The 23898-nt window shown below is 56.9% G+C and carries 19 protein-coding genes; 9 read left to right on the forward strand and 10 right to left on the reverse strand.

The window, feature by feature from the left end:
• Window positions 1–274: 274 nt before the first annotated feature.
• Complete coding sequence (locus PHA01_RS25965) at window positions 275–1003, forward strand: SDR family oxidoreductase (protein WP_271899175.1); 729 nt, start codon at window positions 275–277, stop codon at window positions 1001–1003.
• Here PHA01_RS25965 and PHA01_RS25970 read toward each other — a convergent pair.
• Window positions 1000–1893: a LysR family transcriptional regulator gene (locus tag PHA01_RS25970; protein WP_271899176.1), complete on the reverse strand. Its 894-nt coding sequence runs from the start codon at window positions 1891–1893 to the stop codon at window positions 1000–1002. The two genes, PHA01_RS25965 and PHA01_RS25970, sit on opposite strands and share 4 nt — an antisense overlap.
• 583 nt (window positions 1894–2476) lie before the next feature.
• Between PHA01_RS25970 and PHA01_RS25975 the strand changes: the two genes are divergently transcribed.
• Together PHA01_RS25975 and PHA01_RS25980 are read left to right on the forward strand one after the other, a co-directional pair.
• Window positions 2477–3232, forward strand: coding sequence for a transporter (locus PHA01_RS25975; RefSeq protein ID WP_271899210.1), 756 nt, complete (start codon window positions 2477–2479; stop codon window positions 3230–3232).
• Between the two features lie 193 nt (window positions 3233–3425).
• The gene (locus PHA01_RS25980; protein WP_271899177.1) at window positions 3426–4001 is read left to right on the forward strand and encodes a YdeI/OmpD-associated family protein; all 576 of its coding nucleotides are present in this window, start codon (window positions 3426–3428) and stop codon (window positions 3999–4001) included.
• 167 nt (window positions 4002–4168) lie between these two features.
• Here PHA01_RS25980 and PHA01_RS25985 read toward each other — a convergent pair whose 3' ends face one another.
• The 9 genes from PHA01_RS25985 to PHA01_RS26025 form a co-directional block, all read right to left on the reverse strand.
• On the reverse strand, window positions 4169–4903 hold the full coding sequence (locus tag PHA01_RS25985) for a DUF6065 family protein (RefSeq protein ID WP_271899178.1): 735 nt from the start codon (window positions 4901–4903) through the stop codon (window positions 4169–4171).
• A 70-nt stretch (window positions 4904–4973) separates the two neighbouring features.
• Entirely contained in the window at window positions 4974–7367 is a 2394-nt protein-coding gene (locus PHA01_RS25990) for an autotransporter family protein (RefSeq protein WP_271899179.1), read from the reverse strand.
• Window positions 7368–8019: 652 nt separating this feature from the next.
• Window positions 8020–9594 carry an arylsulfatase gene (locus PHA01_RS25995; RefSeq protein WP_271899180.1) on the reverse strand — a complete coding sequence of 525 codons (1575 nt, stop codon included), beginning with the start codon at window positions 9592–9594 and terminating at the stop codon, window positions 8020–8022.
• A 298-nt stretch (window positions 9595–9892) separates the two neighbouring features.
• Complete coding sequence (locus PHA01_RS26000; protein ID WP_271899182.1) at window positions 9893–11173, reverse strand: BatD family protein; 1281 nt, start codon at window positions 11171–11173, stop codon at window positions 9893–9895.
• The gene (locus PHA01_RS26005) at window positions 11170–12720 is read right to left on the reverse strand and encodes a VWA domain-containing protein (RefSeq protein ID WP_271899183.1); all 1551 of its coding nucleotides are present in this window, start codon (window positions 12718–12720) and stop codon (window positions 11170–11172) included. Before PHA01_RS26005 ends, PHA01_RS26000 begins: the two co-directional genes overlap by 4 nt.
• On the reverse strand, window positions 12717–13706 hold the full coding sequence (locus tag PHA01_RS26010) for a vWA domain-containing protein (protein WP_271899184.1): 990 nt from the start codon (window positions 13704–13706) through the stop codon (window positions 12717–12719). The genes PHA01_RS26005 and PHA01_RS26010 overlap by 4 nt, the downstream gene beginning before the upstream one ends.
• Window positions 13693–14202 carry a DUF4381 domain-containing protein gene (locus tag PHA01_RS26015; protein WP_271899185.1) on the reverse strand — a complete coding sequence of 170 codons (510 nt, stop codon included), beginning with the start codon at window positions 14200–14202 and terminating at the stop codon, window positions 13693–13695. Before PHA01_RS26015 ends, PHA01_RS26010 begins: the two co-directional genes overlap by 14 nt.
• Window positions 14202–15152 carry a DUF58 domain-containing protein gene (locus tag PHA01_RS26020; protein WP_271899186.1) on the reverse strand — a complete coding sequence of 317 codons (951 nt, stop codon included), beginning with the start codon at window positions 15150–15152 and terminating at the stop codon, window positions 14202–14204. The genes PHA01_RS26015 and PHA01_RS26020 overlap by 1 nt, the downstream gene beginning before the upstream one ends.
• Window positions 15149–16126: an AAA family ATPase gene (locus PHA01_RS26025; protein WP_271899187.1), complete on the reverse strand. Its 978-nt coding sequence runs from the start codon at window positions 16124–16126 to the stop codon at window positions 15149–15151. Before PHA01_RS26025 ends, PHA01_RS26020 begins: the two co-directional genes overlap by 4 nt.
• A 477-nt stretch (window positions 16127–16603) precedes the next feature.
• Between PHA01_RS26025 and PHA01_RS26030 the strand changes: the two genes are divergently transcribed.
• The 6 genes from PHA01_RS26030 (at window position 16604) to PHA01_RS26055 (ending at window position 23733) form a co-directional block, all read left to right on the forward strand.
• Window positions 16604–16861, forward strand: a complete 258-nt coding sequence (locus PHA01_RS26030; protein WP_271899188.1) for a hypothetical protein — start codon at window positions 16604–16606, stop codon at window positions 16859–16861.
• Between the two features lie 144 nt (window positions 16862–17005).
• Window positions 17006–17995, forward strand: coding sequence for an HAD family hydrolase (locus PHA01_RS26035; protein ID WP_271899189.1), 990 nt, complete (start codon window positions 17006–17008; stop codon window positions 17993–17995).
• Window positions 17996–18039: 44 nt separating this feature from the next.
• Complete coding sequence (locus PHA01_RS26040) at window positions 18040–19011, forward strand: formylglycine-generating enzyme family protein (protein WP_271899190.1); 972 nt, start codon at window positions 18040–18042, stop codon at window positions 19009–19011.
• Window positions 19012–19321: 310 nt separating this feature from the next.
• On the forward strand, window positions 19322–21118 hold the full coding sequence (locus PHA01_RS26045) for a tetratricopeptide repeat protein (protein WP_271899191.1): 1797 nt from the start codon (window positions 19322–19324) through the stop codon (window positions 21116–21118).
• Between the two features lie 263 nt (window positions 21119–21381).
• Complete coding sequence (locus PHA01_RS26050; protein ID WP_465248744.1) at window positions 21382–22749, forward strand: DUF3300 domain-containing protein; 1368 nt, start codon at window positions 21382–21384, stop codon at window positions 22747–22749.
• Between the two features lie 21 nt (window positions 22750–22770).
• Window positions 22771–23733 carry a DUF2950 domain-containing protein gene (locus PHA01_RS26055; RefSeq protein ID WP_417021041.1) on the forward strand — a complete coding sequence of 321 codons (963 nt, stop codon included), beginning with the start codon at window positions 22771–22773 and terminating at the stop codon, window positions 23731–23733.
• The last annotated feature ends 165 nt before the right edge of the window (window positions 23734–23898 follow it).

The following is a 23898-nucleotide window of genomic DNA, read 5'->3' on the forward strand; positions in this document are numbered from 1 at the left end:
TGCGAGAAGCCGGGAGATTGTGGCTGCCCTTATATCGACTGTCTCGTTGGCGTCGGCTATCAGGTGGCAGTCAATCCCTGAGCAAGACGGGCAAGCCATGCACTTTCGGCCCTTGGTGGAGAGCCCTCCGTTGTGGGAAGACGATTGCGGACCAGTCAAATGTAGCAATCGGAATCTCCGGTAGCACTATCGCGTTTATCCGTTTTCCATCCTGCCGCCGATCTGACAATCGTCAGTTATCCACATCGGACAGTGAAGGAAGGAGCTGCGAACTATGGGCATTTCAGATCAAAATATTCTTATCGTCGGCGGAGGGTCCGGGATGGGGCTGGCATTGGCGAGGTCTTGCCTCGCGGGTGGTGCGAAAGTCATTATTGTTGGACGGAACGCGGAAAAGCTCAAATCGGCAAGCAACGAGCTGGGGAACCCGGCCGCGTTGCGTATCATTTCCGCCGATATCACACAGGAACGGCAAGTGGCCGATCTCTTTCAAAAGGTCGATCGCATTGATCATATCGTCAGTACCGCCGCCGATATTGAAGGAGCATATCAGCTTTTGCATTCGCTTGATCTACTGGCGGCGGAAAGGGTAGTGGCAAGCAAGTTCTACGGACCGCTGCTGCTGGCGAAATACGGAGCACCCGTGCTGTCCGCTTCAGGATCCCTCACGTACACGTCAGGAATTGCAGCCTATCGACCTTCCGCCCGTGGATCAGTTGTGGCTGCCGTGAACGCCGCCTTGGAAGGATTGGTCCGCGCACTCGCAGTGGAACTGGCACCGATCCGTGTGAACGCGGTTTCCCCCGGTTGGGTCGACACGGCAATATGGGAGTTTGTCGCCGGGGATAGCAAAGATGCAACACTGCAGGCGATGGCTGAGCGCCTGCCTGTGGGGCGAGTGGGTCAGCCGGAAGACATCGCAGACGCCTTTTCATTCCTGATGGGCAACACGTTCACGACTGGAACGGTCTTGCATGTCGAAGGGGGACATAGGCTGATCTAGACCCGACTAAGCCCCTCATTTGCAGCTGCCAACAAAAGCTTGAGCGTTGGTGGCTGCACCCGCCGTCGCCGCCAGACCATAACCAACGAGACGGCTTTTAAAGGTCCCGGCCATGGTATCCCATTGACCTCGCCACGCTGAAGCGCATCGGCAACAGCAAGCTGCGGGACCAGACTTATACCGGCACCGCTCTTTACCAATTCGGCTATCGCCTGGATACTGCCTGCTTCCATTGCGAGTTTGGGCTGCATGATCCCGGCATCAGCGAACGCGTTGTCGAACAGTGACCGATAGACACATCCGACTTCCGTCGCCACAAAACTGGCCGAAGCGAGCTCGGCCAGCGTCCCGCTTTTCAATGCAAACTTGCCAGTTCTCGGCGTGATGAGGATCAACGGCTCGGTGGCGATCAACCGGTTTGCAAGCCGATGATCGAAATCACCTCGATCGAAACAAAAAACGGCGTCGAGCATACCTGTTTCCAGCTGCTGCATGAGATCTCCGCTGCCGGCCACTTTCAGGCGTATTGCGATCTCGGGGTATTTCCCTCGGAAATCGATCAGCCATTCGGGAAATTTCGAGCTTACGATCGTTGAAAGCGCGCCAATCGCAAGCGATCCCTGTTTCGAGCCGGCGACTGATGCAACAGCTGCACGGGCGTCGTCTGAAAGTGACAGTATCTCATCGGCATAGGCGAGCAGCGTGTGGCCGGCCGGAGTCAGCTCAAGCCCTCTCGTGGACCTGACGAACAGTTGTGCTGCCAAGTCGGCTTCAAGTGCCTGGACTTGGTCGCTGGCCGCGGATTGGGAAAGGTTAATGTCTCTCGCAGCATGGGTTATGTTTCGGTTGCGGGCGACCGCCTGGAATGTCTTGAGTAATCTGGGATGCATCTAAGCGAAGTCCGTTAAGTTCTGTGTTCTCATAACACAATTCGATTTTTCGTCCAGTTCGGGGAGCGCGAATGCGCTGGTCTTCGATGTGCCATTCCCATAGCAAAGCCAGCCCGCTGACGTTCGCGGGTCTTCGGCCACCACTCGCTTGAAACAAGGGAGAATGAGGAACGAATTTGTATCGTCGGCGGTCCAGGTGACCCTTCGCAAGCAAATCAAGGAATTGAGGGAACGGGACGAGCGCCGGATGCCAACCTGGGTTGGCTTTTCAGTCCCTTCAACTCGCGGTCATGGGCCCGATAGGGTTCGTAATTCTCTTGCTGTTTGGGTTTGTGGTAGCCTTCCGGGGTTATAGTCGTGAACCGGGGCCGCCGTGCTTTTCATTGTATCGCTATTTTTGTTGGTCGGGTCCCAGTTCCGATTTCTGCAGGATTATAAAAATGTCTTTGAGCGAGCTGGACCATCATCATTGAGTGCGATGGCGCGCACAGACTCACGATGTTACAATGCCTTGGGAGAATTAAAGATGGCTATGGTCAGGAACTGGCTTTCCATCCCGGTCGCTACGGTCACGCTGCTGGGGATGAATTGTGGCGCTTGGGCACAGGACTCAAGCGAAGACCTTGCCAAGAAACTGTCAAATCCGATCGCGTCGCTGATTAGTGTGCCGTTTCAGTTCAACTACGACAGTGGCTACGGTCCAAACGACGGCGAGAAATACTATGTCAACGTTCAGCCTGTCATTCCATTCACGCTGAACGAGAACTGGAACGTCATTTCGCGAACCATTCTGCCGATCGCCTGGCAGGACGACATTGCCGGACCATCTGGCGATCAGTTCGGTTTGGGGGATATCACCCAAAGCCTGTTCTTCTCGCCGAAGAAGCCAACCGCTTCCGGCATCATCTGGGGCGTTGGTCCAGTCTTTCTTTTGCCGACTGCTACCGACGATTTGCTTGGCGGTGAAAAGTGGGGCGCGGGGCCAACCGCCGTTGTCCTCAAACAGGATGGCCCATGGACCATTGGTGCGCTGACAAACCACATCTGGTCGTTCGCGGGTGATGATGATCGTGAGGACATAAACGCCACCTTCCTGCAGCCATTCATTTCCTACACCACACCAAAGGCCTGGACGTTTGCTCTCAACACCGAAAGCACCTACAATTGGCAGACAGAAGATTGGTCCGTCCCAATTAACTTCGTGGTATCCAAGCTGGTGAAGGTCAACAAACAGCCGATTCAACTTTCGGCTGGTGTGCGCTATTGGGCCGATAGCACCGACAATGGACCGGATGGATTCGGCGCGAGGCTAGCGGTGACATTTCTTTTCCCAAAATAAATACTCGGCATTTCCCAAGTTGCCCCATCGTAAAATGTCAACATTTGCGGCGCGAATTCAACCGTTGAAAGGAGAATGAGAGACGCCCCATGGTGCAAAGCCCACATAGCTTGTCGGCAGCGGTGGACTATGAGGGCGTTTCGTGACCGTCTTAATAAACGGTCCAACGATCACAATCGGACGAGGTTTGAATATGCCGCCAACACCTGAGAATATCCTCTCGTTCGAGACCTCGGCCGATCTTGCGTCCTGGCTGGACAAGAATCATAAGGATGCGCGCGAAATCTGGGTCCAGATTTTTAAGAAGGGGTCCGGCAAGCCGTCCGTCTCTTGGGTCGATTGCGTTGTGGAGGCTCTGGCTGTCGGCTGGATCGACGGTCAGAAAAAACCGTTTGATGACCTGTCCTATCTCCAGCGCCTCTCCCCAAGAAGTCCGACCTCGAACTGGTCGAAGAAGAACCGTGAACACGCCGAGCGTCTGATTGCGGATGGGCGCATGACACCGACCGGCCGTCGTCATGTAGATGCTGCTAAACGTGACGGTCGTTGGGAAAACGCCTATTCAGGGTCTTCTGACATGACGATCCCGCAGGACTTTATGGACGCTCTCGATACTATCCCGGCGGCGAAAGCCTTTTTTGCGACTCTCGATCGTAAAAACCTCTATCCGATCTACTATCGGCTCCACACTGCAAAGCGCCCAGAAACACGCGCAAAACGGATGCAGAGCATGCTGGAGCAACTCGCAAGGGGGGAACGATTTCACTGACCGCCTATCGTCCCCTAAGTATGCGGAAATCATCAATAACGTTGATGTATTTAAACCCGTCAGGACTCGTTCAAGCATTTGAGGCGGTCGGCTTTTTCGGGTTCTCAGTTTGACCGGACGAGTATCTTCTATAAGATGCTGTAACCCCGGAGCGCAGCGCGGAACAGTCATTCGTTTGCAAATGGCTTTAGCCGCAATCGGCTCCGATGGTCACGCGGACCCGGTGCCCCTGAAGGAGCCACGCCCCGGAAATAGGATTTCTGCCATTTGTCGCGCGCGGCCTGTGAAGCCGGATCCGCCAGCGTCGTATTGAAGGTGTTACGGCTCTCCATCCAGGACTTATACTCTCTTTCGAGCTCCGGATTCTCGGAAAGGCCCCGGATTTCCGGCATGAGGCTTTCGAGGTTTCCGCGGGCAAGGGGGAAGAGGTGGCAGAAGGGCTCATCTCTGTTGAAATACACTTTCTGATATGGGCGCGTGAATCTCCAGTTCATGGTGAACGTATACGGTGACCAGTCGGTCTCGATAATTCCCGAAAGCGGCGCTATCGCGTCTTTGGGCCGATTGATGGGGCCGGTCACAAATAGGTCCGATCCCGGCTCCGTCCGGAAAAGGCAAGGGACATGAAATGTCAGAATTCCCTCGCCGAAATGGCTGACGGCGGGCGGGATGGTGCCGGATGCTGACCTGATACGGATAGAGTCCGGGCCTTTACGGCCGTCCCAGACGGCTGAAAACGCTACTGTGCACAGGATTTCCCACCCGTGGGCATTGGCAATATTGAGGGGCAGGCAACGGTAGGCAAAGCGCTGGTCGGTGTTGTCCATCCAATCGCGCTCAACAGGTGCTGGACGAATGCGTAAGTCGTGACCGTCGATGACATAGGCGGTAAGACGCTTCATGAGGTGAAACTTGCCGTTCGAATTTCAGGTTTGGACTGGCGCACAAGCGCCAGTCACTAATTGCAATCGTCTACCAGGTGATCTTAAGGCCGATTTCGCCGCCGAAAGAATTGTTCTCCGCACCATCGATGTCGAACGAGTAGCTGACATCGCCGAAAGCGGCAACATTCTCGCTGATCTGGTAGGCTCCGCCGCCGTTGACTTCGAGCCAGGTTCCCTCGGTTTGCGTCACCAGCGGCGTCGTGTTGAAAGTTACTGTCTGATCGGCCGAGAACCCATGCCACAGGTTAAGCCCCACATGAGCCAAGGCCTGACCGGTGGTGTATTGAAGACGCGCACCCAGTCGTCCCGTGAAGGCGTCAAAGGTATCATGGGTGATGTCGGAGAACTGGTCGTGGGTGTCATCGAAATCGATGCGCTGCCAGATCAATTGCGCCTGCGGCTCGATGGTCCAACCGTTGGCGATGGTGAACGGCAGACCAGTTTCGGCCGAGGCGGCAAAGCTGGTTCCGTCAACGTCGGATTCGATCCCGCGATTCGACTGGCTGGTGCCGCTGAGCCATCCGTACTTGGCGATGACATCCAGGTACCAGCCGCTTGGTGCCGTGCGTGTCCAGTATGCGGCAATGCTGTCTTCGTTCAGATCAAGGCTGCCGGCAGCAAGGTTGATGCGGCCCAAGACGTTGCCGCTGATGTCACCGGATGCTTCGGCGTGAGTGTAGAACAGTCCAAAGCGGTCGATGTGGCCGTTTTCGTGTTCTATGCCAACCAGATCACTGCCGATCTGTAGGCCCCAATAGTTCCCGTCGAAACCCGGTCCTATTTCCAGTCCGGCCACACTAAGGGTTGCGTCGGCACCAAGGTCGCTCTGCGCGCCGAATACACGGCCCCAGACGGCTGGCGGCGGGGTTCTGTCCTCCGGCACGTCGGCACCCTGTGGCTCGGCAGCCGAATAAATCAGCGCACCGTCGCCAATCAGCAGCGACTGGTCGCCACGCCGCTGGTGGAAAGTCCCGATCGTCATCAGCCCCATTCTCTGGGCCACCAGCGGTGCGATCACTTGTCCTGGGACCTCCGGACGAACGTTCGGAATTGGCGGCTGAGGTGGAGGTGTCGGCCCCGGCGGCGGCGGAGGTGGAGGTGGAGGTGGAGGTGGAGGTGGCGGAGGAGGTGGAGGTGGCCCCGGCGGTGGCGGCCCCGGTGGAGGAGGCGGTGGAGGCGGTGGCGGAGGCGGTGGAGGAGGTGATACCGTATTCCGCAGGAACCAGTCACTGTCGGTTTCGGCTGAAGCGGTCGCGCCGCCACGGAACAACAGGTATTCAAACGGACCGGCGGCCACTGGTCCGCCCAGCGCAAAAGCACCTGCCGTTGTGGTGCCCCCGTTGATTGCATCAACGACCAGGATACCGTTGCCGTTCGTCAGAGCGCCGGGACCGTCGACGTTGGTAACCAAGATGTTTGTCGCGCCGCTTCCCTGGCCAGTGTCGATGATAAGCTTATCGGAAGGGGACCCGTCTGTATCAAGATATGTGTGAAGCCATAGCGCTCCGCTTTGGCCGATATAATTGCCGTGGATCGTGAAGGTATCGTGTAATGATGTGCCGGCACCGGGAACGTCATTGGTGAGATCGATGACCCCGGCATTGTTCACCGTCACTAGTTGGGAAGAATCAAACGGCACGATGCCATACCCGAAAGAATTTCCAGCCTCGATTCTGCTGGTGGCATCGATTGATATGGTACCGGTTCCGGTCGCGGAATCGCCCAGCGTCAGAAGGCCCGTCGTATAAATGAACGCCAGCCGAGACTGATTGATAACATTGATCGTTTCCCAGTTAACGAGATTTGACGGATGGTCGCCGCCCTGAGAGCCGTCGTCGTTGGTCGTGCGCTCCCAGTTGAGGGTGTCGTTTCCAAGGCCACCATCGATTATCTTTCCTGCGGTAAGGTTTGCCTGGGAGAGAAATCCGAAATTGGCGACATCATCACCGCTACCCATCTGGACAGTCGCGGCGACGTTCCCGACAAGCCAGGTGAACTGATCGTCACCTGCGCCCATGTCGACTGTGGTCTGGACAGTCCCGGCAATCAACCCCAAAGTGTCATTGCCGTCCCCCAGACTGATCGAACCCGCGAAAAAGCCGTTGTTGAGCACCGTGTCGTTAGATGTCCCGGTGCTCGTGACGCCGTTCTGAACGTCGCCTTCACCGAAATTTACGATGACGTTGGTGCCCACGCCCCCAAGCAGAATGTTCCCGTCGATCAGGCCGCGGTTATCCAGCCTGAAGCTGTCGTTGTCGGTAGCGACGAGGCCATTGGTCAGCGTGCCTTGGTTGTTCAGAACGCTTGTGCCGGGACCGGTGATCGAGACGTCGCTGGTAAAACTCGCGGTGGGGTCGGCATTGATCGTAACGGATTGTCCCGTGAAGGTGGGACCAGGCCCCGTACCCGAGCAGTTGTACACTCCGGATCCCGGAGTCGTTTCCACGCAATCGGCATACGCCCTCAAATCGGCCAGACACACAAGCGCGATCGAAGCTACGGATTGAAGAAGCAATTTGCGCGCGACACGTCGGCTTGGGGGCACCTGTCCTAAAGCGCTAGTAGTCGCACAGCATCTGAGTTTGCTTGGCCAGTTACCGTTGGAAGAGCCAGCCCTATGATGTCGGGAACCGCCCTGATGTCCAGCGCCTGGTGAACAGATTCGTTTGCATGCGCACTCGTTCCACTGGCGAACCATGGATCGATCCCCCCAAGACTTGCTTCGCTCAATCTAAGTAGAACGATTTAATCCTGTCAACTTTCGAAGTGAAAAAACAATATGTTGTCGAATGCAGTGTGTTTTTCAGGCAACATTTTTGCTTTTTGATAAAGACACTTCGAGAGTGACGACTCCAGCGGCGGTTCTGCTGATAATGCTTAATCGAACAGCCAAAATTCATGTAAAATGGACCCAACTATTCTGCGAAAAGAAACCAGCTATTCTCAAAGCTGGCGGAGCATACCGTAGTTGATGCCGCTGGCATTAAACATGTTGCCCCTGATACGGAAACTTGATGAAGCACCTCCCGTGAGGTGCTCCGATTCTGTTTGGCGCTGCTCGTTGGCGTTTGTGACTACTTCCCACCGCCCATTGAGTTGAGTGACTCTTGCAAGCTCTCTTGTATCTGGTCGATCGAGAAGCTCGCAGGGCGTTGAGCTGGGGGGTACTCTTTGAAGGTCGCTAAGAACTTCCCTGCCGCTGCCTGCGCGGGAACCACCAAGTAGGCGTGCGTGAAAACCCAGTCCCAGTAGGTATTCGATGTGATGTCGGCTTTCTCGTATGGATCGGCTCGCAGGTCGAACATTTTCGGGACGCGCAGCTTGGTGAAAGGCTCTGCCCAGATTTGCATAGTGCCGATTGCCCGCTGCTCCTCGAAGACCAGCTTCCAGTTCTCGTAGCGGAGCGCGACGAGATCCCCATCGTCGTTAAAGTAGAAAAACTCTTGACGTGCGCTGTTTGGAGACTTGCCGGTCAGGTAGTCCAGCTGGTTGTATCCGTCGAGGTGGTTTTTATAGTTCTTGCCGTCGATCGCCGTTCCTTGCAGTAACTGTTCCTTGATATCAGTGTCGCCGACGGCCGCGAGCAGGGTTGGGAACCAATCTAGACCGGAGACAATGCCATTTAGCTGGGTTGCCGGTTTGATGTGCCCCGGCCAGCGGATCATTGCAGGGACCCGAAACGCACCCTCCCAGTTCGTGGTCTTCTCGTTGCGGAAGGGCGAGTTGCCCGCATCGGGCCAAGTGTTCTCATGTGGACCGTTGTCGGTTGTGTAAACAACAATCGTATTGTCAGCCAAGCCCATATCGTCGAGCGACTTCAGCACCTCACCGATCACCGCATCATGTTCGACCATGCCGTCGGCATATTCGGTTGGCCTTGTCAGGCCCGGCGGACTGCGGTGGTCGGCGCGCACATGCGTGCGAGCGTGCATGCGTGTGGTGTTAAACCACGTGAAGAACGGTTTGCCCGCATCATTCTGTCGTTTCATGAAGTCAATGGCGGCGGCAGACGTTTCATCGTCGATGGTCTCCATCCGCTTTCGATTTAGTGCCCCCGTATCCTCGATCTTGCCGTCGGCAGAAGCCTTGATGACACCGCGCGGACCAAACTGCTTCCGAAAGTTCGGGTCTTGTGGGTAATTGCCGTCCTCAGGCTCTTCCTCCGCGTTCAAGTGGTAAAGGTTACCAAAGAACTCATCGAAGCCATGGTTGGTCGGCAGGAACTCGTCACGATCGCCCAGGTGGTTTTTACCGAACTGGCCAGTAGCGTAGCCCACGTTTTTGAGTGCCGAGGCGATAGTCACATCGGTAGCCTGAAGGCCGATGGGCGCACCAGGCAGGCCGACCTTGGAGAGCCCGGTGCGCAGCGTCGACTGACCGGTGATGAAAGTTGAGCGACCAGCAGTGCAGCTCTGTTCTGCGTAGTAGTCAGTGAAGATCGCTCCCTCTTGAGCGATGCGATCAATGTTAGGGGTCCGATACCCCATAACGCCCATCGTGTATGCCGAGACGTTGGTCTGGCCGATGTCGTCGCCAAAGATAACGAGGATGTTCGGCTTGTCGGGTGGCGTTTTTGCGCTATCTTGGGCATAGGCTGAACTGCTTAGGAGCAGCAGCCCGAGCGCTGCAAGTTTGCCAGAAAATTTCATTGATCGAGCCTCCGATGTGCTGATTGTGACTGGACAAATCCCACGCTTTACCCCCAAGCGCGGTCTACAAACGGTGCCGCAGACCCAGTCGATGCAAAAGTACGTTACGGTAAATTCGAACGTAAACGCCCTGTATTCTGGCTCCGGATGATGCAATTAAGAGATCGCACGTCAGACCTGAGAAAAGGGTTAGAAGATTTGAAAAAAATATATACCAGTCCAAGCGGGCAGGCGAGACGTTCGTACGGTACGAACGGTAGCAGATCTGACGTTTTGCCGAGGATTTTAGAGCCTGGAATCAAGGATTGAGCGGCGGAAGCGGCGTAGCTCTCTGCCGGCTCTTCAACCGATGAAAACCGATGTCGGCTATCAGCTTTTTCCTGTCAATATTGTCGCTGCTGCCTGATCGAAACAGCTTGCGGGAAAGACTGTCGACCTGGATCTTCAGGTCCGCCGGCCCATCGCAAACCCAGTCTTCCATGGTCCGGTATCCGAGGCTCTGGCTCCAGGTGCGGAGCCCGGAATAAATCTCCATATCGTCACCTGATCGGATAACATGGCGAAGCGATTTTAAACGATAGCTATGCGAAGCGCGATAACGCTGGCGGATCTCGCGAAGCTTCCTCGCGAGTATCGGCAAAAGGCGGGGACCGGTCCACGCCACTGCCGCCACGGCCAGCAGCACGAGGATCGCAAGGGCAATCTTCTGTCTATAAACGTGAGGGCTCGCGCTCTGGACCTGGTCGAGCACCGGTTTAATTGCGGTCTCGGAGAGGCCCGCGCTGACTGTAACCGGAATAGAAGGGAGAGAAGCAGATTTCGTCTCACCACTGGCGACGTCATACCATGTGAAAGAGGCTGCCGGGATGACGAACGAGCCGTCCTTGTCGGCCGCATAGACATAGGTCTCAATCCGCCGGCTTGCGGTCTCACGTCCGACAGATATGCCGTCTTCGATTTTCGGCGGCTTGGCGTACTGCCGCAGACCAGCGGTATTTCCAACCGCTACGGGAGGGATCAACATCGCCTGCGTATCCTCGGCAATAATCGTGATCGTCCTGACCAAAGCATCGCCGACTTTGAGGGACCGGCCGTTCTGATCGAAGGACTGCTCAATGGTGAGATTGCGTGCCGCGAACGCTATTGGCTGCTGATTGGCAGAGGTTGATCCTGCGACAGTAAACGAGACCGAAGGCATCTTCACCAATGCCTTCGTTGGCTTTCCATCGACCGAATATCCCAGGTCGATGTCGACCTCGGGCAATGTGAAGGTACCCGAGACCTGCGGGACGATAGCGTAGGCCTTGCGGATGCCTGAGTACTGAATGCCATCGACCGTTTGTACAATATTCTCGGATCGCTCTTCCGGAAGCGTCACGAGGGCATTAGGAAGATCGAACAGCGGAAACTGCGGTGGCGATGTGAAGAAATCAGGCACGAATACATCAACGTCTACCCGCACTTGCTGACCCGGTACGACCTTTCCGCCATCCTCTATGCTGGTGCGAGCGAACGGCTCTGCCCCGCATGCGATCGACGGCGTGAGCGTCAGTACCATGAACAGCAGCGTTTTCATCATGGCTTGGTCTCACCCGCCTCTATGGCAAACTTTCGCGCCATAAGGTCCGCTGGGCTGACCTCGATGTTCTTCATCCACATCTCCGAAGTCTGCTCCGCAACTTCGATCTCGCCGGCCTTGCCCTTCTTTCCTTTGTCGTCAAACTGAACGCTGTCAGGCTTCTCGTTCGGATCCTGCTGTTGCTCCTGTTCTTTATCCTTCTGTTCCTGAAGAAGTCGCTGTGCGATCGCCAGGTTCGCCTCGGCATCCGGCCAGCTCTGGCGCGCTTTTAAGGCTTTGCCATAGGCGGCAACAGCGTCTTCGAACGCGCCCAGGTGCAGCAGGGCGTTGCCCTGGTTGTACCAGCTCTCGGGCATATCTACCGATGCGAATGCGTCAACGGCGTCCTGGTAACGTCCTGCTCGATAGAGCGCAACACCCCTCCACATGGGGTCCTCAAAATGTCCGGCCGCGGAGACGTAGTTGCCGCCGTCATAGGCGCGACGCCCCTGTTGGTCCGGCGTCAGCCAAAGGTCCACGAAATCCGCTGCCTGCGCTGAAGGAGCGCTCAGGAAACCGGCTGCGACCACAAATATAGAAAGCTTCACCAGCCATCCTCGCCGAAACGAAAGGGCGGCCAGGAATGCGACGGGGCCAATGAGCCACCATCCCACATCATGCCAGCGGTCTCCCCCAACGGCCGTCTGCTGTGCGAAGTTCGTCCGTACACGCTGTGCTATCCAGCGGACGTCGCTGTCATCGTTTGTGATCGTCGCCACATCCGCTCCCGTTTCGCTGCCAAACTGCTTGATGGCATCAACATCCAGCTTGGCGTTTAGACGGGCACCCCCGGCATCGTTCAGGAAGCCGCCGTTGGTCTGTTTGACGACACCGCCTTCCGCTGTGCCAACGCCAAGGACGACAATATGGTTGCCAGTTCCGACGGCTTCGGACACACCAGACTCGATCGCATCCGTAAGGAGGACAATTGTGCCTGCAACTCCGTCGCGATTGAGCAGGCCATCAGCAAGCTTAAGCGCCGCGGCTGTGTCCTTTCCGGGTTTCGGCATGATTGCGGTCCCTAACGCGTCGGTATAGGTCTCGATCAGATCGATATCGTCGGTGAGCGGCACCACAAGGTGCGCGGTTCCTGAGTAGGCGATTACGGCGGTTCGTGCTCCAGTGCGTGTCGCCAGAATATCATGGATCTTCAGCTTGACCCGTTCGATCCTGCTCGGCGAGATGTCAATGGCATCCATCGTTGGTGAAAGATCGACCGCGATGACGAGCGATGCGGTATCCGAAACGAAGGGCGGTGCTTCGCGCTTCCAGGTTGGACCTGCGGCACCCAGCACTGCGAGCGTGAGCAGGACGGCGAGCATCCAGACCGGGAAATCACGACGTCCGCGATCGGGCTCTATCACGAGGCTGTCAATCAGGTGTGGCGCGATCATTCCCTTCCACCGGGTCCGGATGTCCGCCGCGTGCGCGGACAGCCATAGTATGGTCGGAGGCACTAACAACGCGACAAGCCATAAAGGACGCAGGAAATGGAAGTCCGAGATCATGCCAGCGACCTCCTTCGCGCAAGTCCTGCCAGTCCCGTTAAAATATACCATGCCGCCATGACCACGATTGCCGCTCCTAACGGCCAGTAAAAAAGCTCGATCCGGGGACGCCACGAAAGCTGTTTCTGATCCTCGGCAGTGATCCGGTCCAGCTCGTTGTAGATGTCCTGAAGCCGGGCCTGATCCCCTCCGAAAAAGTAGCGCCCACCGGTGTCCGTCGCAATCTTTTGAAGCGATGCGGTGTCGAGCTTGTCTTCACCCGTTGCAGCAGGATCGCCGATCCCGATTGCGTGGATGACAATGTTCTTTGTCTTGGCAATCTCGGCCGCCTTCAAAGGCGGCATTTTGCTCGCTGTGTCATTTCCGTCTGTAAGGAGTATCAGCACCTTCTCTGGCACAGCAGTCTTCTCAAACATGCGGATTGCAAGGCCAAGCGAGTCTCCAAGGGCGGTCCGCGGCCCCGCAATGCCGGGCAAAAGTCCTTCGACCAAAGTTTGAACGAGTGCATGGTCCATTGTAAAAGGGGCGAGCGGATATGGCGCATCGCCGAATGCAATCAGCCCCATACGGTCGCCCGGCCGCTTGGCGACGAAGTCGGAAACGACAGCCCTGACGGCATCCACTCTGGTTATCGACGTTCCATCAGGCGCGGCGAAATCGCGCGCATCCATTGACTGCGACAGGTCGAGCGCGAGCAGAATGTCTCGCTGCGGTTCCACCTTCACGAGCGGCGGCTCCACGTATTGCGGCCGCGCCAACGCCAGGACGATGAGGCACCATACCAAGGCTTCAACAGTTATTTGCGGCCAAGACCGTTTCGGAACAACCGATCCTTCGGTCGGGACTACACCGGCCGCCCGTGCCACTTCGTCGAAGAAAGGTAGGCGAACGGATGCGGATGTCTCGCGATGCGGCGGCATCAGCCACCAGACAAACAACGGGGCGGGCAGGATCAGAAGCAGCCAAGCGAAATCAAGCTGATACATGGTGCCCCTCGATCCAGCTTCGAGCGCTGCGCACAAGACCTTCGGCAGCTTCAGCCGACATGGCTTTCGCGTGCTGATATTCAAGATCGTCCAGGCGATCCCTGAGTCCTTGTCCCATACCGGTGCCGTACGCCGCCAGGAAGCTGACCCAATCGGTACCAGCCACTGCTGCGATGTCCTCCCGTGGCCAGACCGCAAGGGCGGTGCGCTTCATGAGCACGCCAATATCCATCACGGCCTGTTCCCGTCTCTTGGGGTTGCGGATATCAATTTCTATGGCGTCGAGCATGGCCAGCGCCTCGCGGCGATAGGCATTGCGACGCCAACGTTTGTAGATATAGGCAAACCACAAAAGCAGTGCCACGATGACAATGATTGCCACCACAGCCCAGCCCCATGTGTGCGGCATCCAGGAAACGGGTGGTGGCACAGCTATATCGTGGAGAGACCGCAATGCGGTTTGCGTCAGTGGATCGAGCTTCGGCTGCGGCTCCATTATCGTCTCCGTTGCCGCCATGCGGACTGTTCCAGAAGACGACGAAGCTGAGCCGTCACCTCCTCGGCCGCCGAAACAGGAAGCATGGGAAGGCCAAGCTGCCGCTGCCAGTCTTGCAATTCGCGACCGCGATCGCGCGCAAACGTGTCAATCGATCGCCGCACGCCCGCCTGCTGAAACGATAGTTCAGCCTGCAGCGAGCCGCCGCTGATGACGATATCCCCGGAGGTCGGGAGCTCAAGAAGGAACGGATCGTAAACCAGCAGACAAATGACATCATTGCGGCCAGATAGCTGGAGCAGGAGCTGACGGGTCGTCTCACCATGGCCGTCAAAATCGCTGACAATGACTATGAGGTGGTCATGATGCGCCATGCTGGCGACCCTGCGGAGCACGTTGTCCAAAGCGGTGGGCGAGGGGGCTCCCTGATAGTTGGCCTGCAGCCTTCCGTTCTTCTCGGCAATCCTGTCTGCGACAGCGATGACCGCGTTGCGGCTGCGGTGCGGCTTCACTTCCCGGTAGTCTTCATCATCGAACACGAAACCTCCGACGCGATCGCCCGAGCCAAGAATACGCCAGGCGGCAAGTATGGCGGCTTGCGCGGCGGCGACGGACTTCATGACACGGCGGCTGCCGAAGAACATGTTGATGCGCTGGTCGACAACCAGAATGGCAGGGCGCTCCTTTTCTTCGCTATACACGCGCACCATCGGCTTGCTGGTCCGGGCCGTCACACGCCAATCGATCGAGCGGACATCATCGCCTGGTAGGTACTGCCGTAATTCTTCAAAGGTCAGACCTCGACCCCGCATGGCAGATTGCATGCGCCCTGCCATTTGCTGGTGGCTTCGCGCCTTTTGCACGAAGGTCAGATCCCGCGCGCGGCTTTCGAGCGCAACGAGCTCCTGTGTCGTGACATGAACCCCGTCGCCCTCGGCCGGTATGCTCATGAGACGGCCACCAGTTCGGTAATGCGATCGATCACCTGATCAGCGCTCGTATTGGACGCGTGCGCCTCATAGGAAAGGATCAGGCGATGGCGGAAGACGTCATTAACAATAGCTTTGACATCGTCAGGCGTCACATAGTCCCGTCCCTTCAACCATGCGTAGGAGCGGGAAACCTTGTCGAGGCCAATGACGCCGCGCGGGCTGATACCAACCTGAAGCAGGTTTGCCAGATCCTTGTCGTAGCGGTCCGGATACCGCGTCGCTACAACGAGGGCGACGATGTATTTCTCGATTGGTTCGGAGACGGTGACCACTCCGATCTCCTTGCGCGCATCGAAGACGGATTGCGGTGAAATTCTCGTCGCCGCAGAAGCTTTCGCCTTGCCGTGTGCGGCGTTCTCCTCGTCGCGGTTAAGCCGCATGATTGCCGCCTCCGACGTTTCGTCCGGATAGCCGACCTCGACATGCATGAGAAACCGGTCAAGTTGCGCTTCAGGCAGGGGGTAGGTGCCTTCCTGCTCTATCGGGTTTTGCGTCGCCATCACCATAAAGAGGTCGGGTAGCGGATAGCTTTTCCCGCCCACGGTGACCTGACGCTCTTCCATCGCTTCAAGCAGTGCGGACTGGACCTTCGCTGGCGCGCGGTTGATCTCGTCGGCCAGTATAAGGTTGGCAAAGACAGGCCCTTGCTGAAATTTGAATTCGCCCTTTCCACCTTCGGAAAAGTAAACTTCCGATCCGGTGATATCGGCAGGCAGCAGATCGGGTGTAAATTGTACACGCGACAGCTCGGCCTCGAGGTTCTTCGCCAAACTCTTGATCGCGCGCGTCTTGGCAAGGCCAGGCAATCCTTCAACCAAAAGGTGGCCGTTGGCGAGAAGGCCGAGAAGCAAACGCTCGACCATCGTGTCCTGACCAATGATGGACTGGCCAATGCGCTTGCCCAGATCAAGAATATCGTCCCGTGGTGTCATTGAGCACTTCCTTCGATGGCAAGCGGCATGTGCGGCCGTTTCTGGCATAGGTCCGCTTGGCAGAATTCGCGTGATACCTTCACAGGGGGAAGTACGTTACGGTAAATGCACTGCAAAGCAGATGGACAATCCCGCGCCACTATCTTCTGGTGTCTTATGTCAGACTTGCCTCCCTCGCCACGCACCTGCATCCCACCGGTATTAATTCCGGAACGGATACTCAGTCAGGGACAACGTCAACGGCTCCGCCCGCTTCTGCCTCCCGTTATCAGGGTTCGACGCGACAACCGCACAATCATTCCGCGACATGAAATACGGAAATCACATCACGCCAGAAAAGGTACCGCATCACCGGCCGCTGGCAAGCTGATTCCGGCGCGCTACGGGTAGTAACATGTTCGTACCTGTGCGCACCTGTCGCGTCGGTAAGAACGCGCGATATTTGGGCCCTCGGTCGCTTGTCGGGAGATTGCCGTCATGCCGCAATTGGCTGCGATTATCAGACGATTTCCGGCTCACGAGCTGATCATCCGGCGGCTCTATGCCAGTACAGCAGAATTCCGCACACTTTGTGAAGACTACGAAACAGCGCAACAGGCGCTTGAACGCTGGCGCTCGGATGAACGAAAGGCTGAAGAGTTCCGGCTTCTCTGCGAGGAGATCGAGGAGGAAGTCGGGGAACAACTGGAAAAGGCTTCGAGCTGGAGCCGACAAAAGCCCCGAGAGGACATTTAACTCTCAGCAAACGGAGAAAATGCGCATGCGAAGGTCCCACAATAAGGCTTCAGTATCGGAGCGGCATCCGGAACCTGAGGATAGCCTCACCGGCTGCCGGATGGAGTAATAATCGGCAACCGCCAACACATGATGGAGGATCACATGTCCGGCCTGATACGCATGATTGCAACGCTCGCAATCGCCACGGTCTTGTCAACAGCATCGCTCCCGGCGTCGGCTGATGATCTTCCTTCATGGAACGTTGGCGACACAAAACAGCGGATAACCGAATTTGTCTCCAAGGTAACTGAGGAGGGTGGACCCGATTATGTTGCACGGGAGGATCGGATCGCTGTATTCGACAATGACGGGACATTATGGGGCGAACAGCCGATGTACGTCCAACTTGCTTTCGCGCTCGACCGCATCAAAACACTCGCACCGGCTCACCCTGAGTGGAAGGATACCGAGCCGTTTAAGTCAGTGCTTTCAGGCGATGTCGCGGGTATTGCGGCGTCGGGCGAGAAGGGTTTGGTTGAACTCGTTGCGGTAACGCACGCGGGAATGACGGGTGATGAGTTCTCAAAGACCGCTGACGATTGGATCAAAACGGCCAAACATCCGAAGACAGGCAAAGCCTATACTACCATGGTTTATCAGCCGATGCTTGAGCTGGTGAGCTATTTGAAAGCGAAGGGGTTCAAAGTTTTTATCGTATCGGGTGGCGGAATCGAGTTCATGCGGCCCTGGACTGAACGGGTATATGGCATCTCGAGAGAGAACGTTGTCGGGTCTTCGATTAAGGCCAGGTATGAAAGCAAGGATGGCGAACCTGCAATTGCACGCCTGCCCGAGATCGATTTCGTCGATGACGGTCCCGGCAAACCGGTGGGTATATACAGCCATATCGGCCGCCGTCCGATTGCCGCTTTCGGCAACTCTGACGGCGATTTTGAAATGTTGGAATGGACGACTTCAGGAACCGGACCGAGTTTTGGTCTGATCGTTCACCATGACGACGGCGACAGGGAATTTGCTTATGACCGGCAATCCCACTTTGGTAAGCTTGACCGTGCACTTTCCGAGAGCCAAGGGCGTGGCTGGACCGTCGTCAGCATGAAGAATGACTGGAACCGAATGTATCCGGAATAGTCATCGCATTTTGCGGTTCCGCAGCCGACGAGGGATACGAAGCAATGCAGTTATCCAAACTTCAGGTCGAAAATCACGCAAAACCCGGCATGGCATGGGTGCCCGGCGGAACGTTCATGATGGGCTCAAACGACCACTATCCGGAAGAGGCACCTGTCCATCCCGTCAGGGTCGACGGCTTCTGGATGGATGAAACCCCGGTGACCAATCGGCAGTTTCTGGAGTTCGTCAATTCCACAGGCTATGTGACGTTCCCAGAAAAGCGCCTGATCGCCAAGGATTATCCGGGAGCGCCGCCGCAAAACCTGCGCGCGGGATCGCTGGTTTTCACGCCGCCCACCAAGCCGCTCCAAGGGGCAGACATCACGCAATGGTGGGTGTTTACTTATGGCGCGAACTGGAAGCGTCCGCTCGGCCGGAAGAGCAGCATCGGCAATATCCTCGATCATCCGGTCGTCCATGTAGCGTTCTGCGATGCGGAAGCCTACGCCGCGTGGGTGGGCAAGGAATTGCCGACCGAGGCCGAATGGGAGTTCGCGGCCCGAGGTGGTCTGGACCAGGCGGAATTTGCGTGGGGAGACGAACTTGCGCCGGGAGACACTCATCTGGCAAACACCTGGCAGGGCGGCTTCCCGACGCAGAACCTGCTGGAGGACGGGTACGAGCGTACCTCTCCGGTCAGGTCATTTCCGCCGCACGGCTTTGGGCTCTATGACATGATCGGAAACACCTGGGAATGGACCAAGGATTTCTGGACAACGCGCCATCCGCAGGCGGCGGCAAAACCCTGCTGCATCCCCGTCAATCCCCGAATCTCCAACGTGGAGAAGAGCGTCGATCCGGCGCAGTCCGCTCTCGCCATTCCCCGGCGTGTGCTTAAGGGAGGATCACATCTCTGTGCCCCGAATTACTGCCGTCGGTACCGTCCGGCAGCCCGGCACGCACAGGAAATCGACACGAGCACCAGCCATGTCGGCTTTCGTTGTGTGTTGAAAGATCATACACCGCTGGAATAAAGGAGCGAGACAGTGGCTTAGAGGCGTAGATATCGGTAACAAATGTTCGTCGTAATCTCGCCCACTCCTTAGACACTCTGCGGCGGGCCGCACCTTTTTCAGGAACAAATTCATTTCCGCGCAGTTCTGGTCTGGTTGGGTGGCTCTATAGGGAGCCTCGGCGTCGTTATGGCTTACCGCGGCGTCAAGTTTCGCCACTAGATAAACCAAGTCCCATCGTCTTACGAACGGGGTAATACGTAAATGCAAAGAGAGATTCGAACCGCTTTTCTATGAGCCACATTCTGGTCATTTTCGCCCGGAGGACCCGATGCCGTCGAGGTGGCAGAGCGATGCAGCGCCTTCCCATTCCAGTCCGTCTGCCGAGGATGTGCGGATCGAACTGGAGAGAATTCTTGACAGCCCGGAATTCAGGTCGACGCCGCGGCGCAGGAAGTTACTGAAATACCTCATTGAGGAACTTCTTGCAGGACGGGATAAAGCGCTAAAAGGGTACACAATCGCAACCGTCGTATTTGGTCGGGATGACAGTTTCGATCCGCAAACCGATCCTGTTGTCCGCCTTGAAGCGCGCCGTCTGCGACACGATCTGAACAGCTATTACGTCTCCGCGGGCCGGGATGATCACCTTCGCATCACAATTCCAAAGGGGCAGTACGCTCCGGTTATCGAATGGTCGGGTGAAGGAGGTGGAATTCCGGCGGCCGCCCTGGCAGCGCCTGCACCGGTTGGTGGCGAAAAAAATTCTGTCGCGCCGGCGGCTCCGGCTAACGGGTTTTCGTTCCGAGCCATCGCATCCGCTTCAATAATCTTCGTTATCGTGATGTCTGTTGGCCTTGTATCGGTGTACCGGCGTCAGGTTCAGCTGAATGAAACGGAGGTGCGCGGGCCAGCCTTGACAGTCCTGCCGTTTGCGACTTACGGGCTTTCAAAGGATCAGGCGGTGCTCGGCAGGGGCATCGCCGATGAGCTGCTGATCGGCTTGAGCCGGTTCCCGGATTTTCGCCTGTACATGCCGACAGCCACTGCCTTGCAGGCAGATGACCCGATTGAAGTCGGCAGTCGACTGGGGTTGACCTACGTCCTGGACGGCAGCATCCAGTCCGAACCGGAAGCAGACATTGTGCGAATTTCCGCCCGTCTCACAGATGTGGAAACACGCCGGATCATTTGGATGGGGAAATATGACCGGAGTCTTTCCCTGGGTTCCCTGTTGGCGATGCAGGATGAGATCTCTGCTTCGGTCGCCACAGTTCTTGGCCAACCCTACGGGATCATCAGAACCGACGAAAGCCGCAAAATAACGATGGAATCGTCACCCACGATGACGAGCTATCAATGCGTGTTGCAGGCTTATATCTATCGGCGCACGCTGACGGCGGATGCATACAAGCCCGCACTTGCCTGCCTGGAGCAGGCCGTTGCGCAAGACCCAAGCTATGCCGAAGCATGGGCAATGCTCGGATGGCTGCAGATGGATGCCGGGCGCTTTGGATGGGTGTCCGACGGAAATATTGCTGGTGCTTACACCCGCGGACTCGCGACGGCATCCCGCGCCATCTCACTTGATCAGAATAACATTTTAGCTCTGACAGCTCTCTCATCGATCCACCACTACATGGGCAACTTTCAGGACAGCGAACGCCTTCAGCGTCGGGCATTGGCGCTCAATCCCAACGATCCGGATACGGCAGCACAGCTCGGCTGGCGGCTGGCGGTCCGCGGACGGTTCGACGAAGGCGTCCCACTTTTGCAGCAGGCGCTGAAACGGACGGTCAATTCACCCGGTTGGTACTTTCATCTAATAGCCATCAACCAGTATCTGCACGGTGAGTACGAAGCGATGCTCAAAACAGCGCAGGCCTCAACGGTGGACGGTTCGGGCATGAGCTGGTCTTTTGTTGCCATTGCGGAAGGGGCGCTTGGCAATCAGGATGCAGCAAGAGAAGCCTTGGCCAAAACGGAAAGAATTTCGCCGCTGTTGGCAAAACAACCGGTTACCGTCTATCGCCGCCACCAGGCAACCGACACGATAGTGAACGCCCTCGTTGCGGGATTGCGGCAGGCCGGCTGGAAGGAGCCGGTGGAAATATCGACTTCACCCTGAAGACCAGCGACTTCTACGGTTCCCTTACGGGCAGGCACTACCTTTACGCACCCGTTAGCAGCGAAACGCACGGTCGCGTCGCGAGCTACAGGGTTGCCGCGAACAGAAAATCAGCGGCGAGCCTCGCTAATAGTCAGCGAAGCGCTTCGTACGGGTTGCCGGGCTTGAGCGATTATTGAAGCTGGAGTTTAACTGTAACGTACTTTTTTTTACGCAGTTAAAGCTGCGAGGTTTCTGTCGCCAACGGGGAAGGAGGACCGGTAATGAGTGTGAGCGTTTTCAGGCTACTTTCGAGGTTGACCGTTGCGACGGGACTGGGGATCGGTCTTGTGGTAATGGCAAACAGCGGTTTTTTATCGGAGTCCAGCGCCCAGGACCAGACTCCTGCACCCGCCGTTGGCGTGTCGGACCAGGACAGGGAACAAGTGCCTGGGCCCTTGAGCGAGGAAGAACTCGAGGTTCTCGTCGCCCGTATAGCGCTCTACCCGGATGAGCTCGTGGCCGTCGTCACCTCGGCATCCTTGTTTCCGCTGCAGATCGTCGAGGCCGCGCGCTTTCTTGACGACCTGAAAAAAGACAGCAAGCTCAAGCCCAAGGAAAGCTGGGATGGCAGCATTATCTCCCTTCTCAACTATCCCGAGATCGTCACGATGATGAGCGATGACCTCGACTGGACGCAGTCGCTTGGCCAGGCTCTGGCCTACCAGCAGAAAGATGTCCTCATTGCAATCCAGCAGCTGCGCGACAAAGCTGTCGCAGACGGCATCGTCAAGACCGACGATAAGATCAAGGTTGAAAGGCAGAACGACAATATCGTCATTCAGTCGGCAAGCACCGAGTCTATCTACGTGCCTAGATACGAGCCGCAGATGCTGTACGAGCCCGGCTATCAGCCGGTCCCGATCAGCTATTATCCCGATCCCTATCCTTATTATTATTACCCCACCGCCACTTTTTTCGCGGGCGCAGTCACCGGCGCGATCTGGGGCGCTGCCATGGACTGGGACGACTGGGGCGTCTGGGGCGGACACTGGGATCGCGACGACATCGATATCGACTGCGACAAGTGTTTCAACAATATCGATGTTAACGGCAAAATGAATTGGAAGGACGTCGACTGGAGAAATGTTGACCGCAGCAAGATCAAGTTCGACAGAAACCAGTTCGCGAACATCGACCGCAGCAAGATCAAAAACGACTTCAAATCCTTCAAGGACAACAATCTGGCCAATAAAGCGAAAGCGATCAGGAGCGATCGGGTCGCCTCGGTCGGCAACCGGGTCAACAAGATCTCGGTGGATGACGTCCGCAAGAGCAAGGTGGCGGCCACGCGCAACAAGATACAGGCGAACCGCGGTGCCGCGCGCAACAAAATCCAGTCGTCGAACGCTGGCAACCGGATTCGCGAGGCCCGTCCGGCCGGCAAGATCAACCACAAGATTACCAGGCAGCGGCCAGGTGGCAGGATCGAGCATCGGGGCGGCGGCAGACCGTCGGCCATGGGACGGTTTCAGGGCGGCAGGCACACTCAGCTTCATTCCCGCCGCGGACACCATTCACTTGGCGGCGGCCTTCATGGCGGCGGCAGGCCCCACCGCCATATCCACCGCGGCGGTGGCCGTCATCGTTGACTTTCGTTTAGGAGTACGATCATGCGCATATCAGTCAGCACAACATTCCTGAACTTTACCACCGCGATAGTTTTTCTCATGGGTATATCTTTCCCTGTTCTCGCACAGGTGCCGCAAGACGCGGCGGATTTGCCGCTCGGCGAATACGCCGCAGAGAACGAACCGCCCGTCTTCGATACACCGGAAGCGGCAGTTGATGCCTTCAAATCCACGCTGCAATCCGGTGATTTCGATAAGCTCGCGGGTCTCTTTGGGCTTGATGCGGAAAAAACCAAAGCGAGCGCAGGTGTCATGGCCACCTATGAAGAAATCCGCGAGGGCGTGAAGAAGAAACTCGTCGTTGAAGATGTCGAGGGAAAAAAGGTGCTCGAGATCGGCGAGGAGCTGTGGCCCCTGCCGTTTCCGATTGCCAAGGGTGACGATGGCAAATGGGCATTCGACACCTATACCGGTCTTGAGGAGATCGCCAACCGCCGCGTCGGCGAAAACGAGATCGAGACAATCGGCACGATGCGGGCCTATGTCGAGGCGCAACAGGAATACGCTGCAGAAGACCATGACGGTGACGGTGTGCTCGAGTTTGCGCAGAAGCTGATCAGCAGCGACGGGGAGACAGACGGCCTCTATTGGCAGGCGGAAGTCAGCGAAGAGGAAAGTCCAGCCGGCCCGGCGCTGGCTGACGGGGCTGTCCTGTCCAAGGCGAAGGCGGGCGAGGGTTATTTCGGCTACCACTACCGGATTCTCACAAGCCAGGGCGATAACATCGCCGGTGGCAAGCATGACTACCTCATCAACGGCAACATGATCGCTGGTTTCGCGCTTGTTGCCTGGCCCGTCAACTACGGTATCAGCGGCGTCCATACGTTCGTGGTGAGCAAGGAGGGCATCGTCTACGAGGCCGATCTCGGCGAAGATACCGCCAAACTCGCCGCCGATATTCGCACGTTCAATCCGAACGACAATTGGCAGATCGCCGGGGATTAAATAAAAACAACGCCCGGATGGTATTGGAGATGAAAATGGCGAGGGAGGTCTATGACGTGATTGACGGTTGGTCCATGCCGATAGATGCCCTATCGCCGCCTGATGTAGGCCACTCTCTGGCGAGTTTCAGAATTTGCGCCACAACCATCCTCGATGCTTTTGAGG

It is taken from the genome of Candidatus Phyllobacterium onerii (genome assembly GCF_028331445.1).
Taxonomy (GTDB): Bacteria; Pseudomonadota; Alphaproteobacteria; order Rhizobiales; family Rhizobiaceae; genus Phyllobacterium; species Phyllobacterium onerii.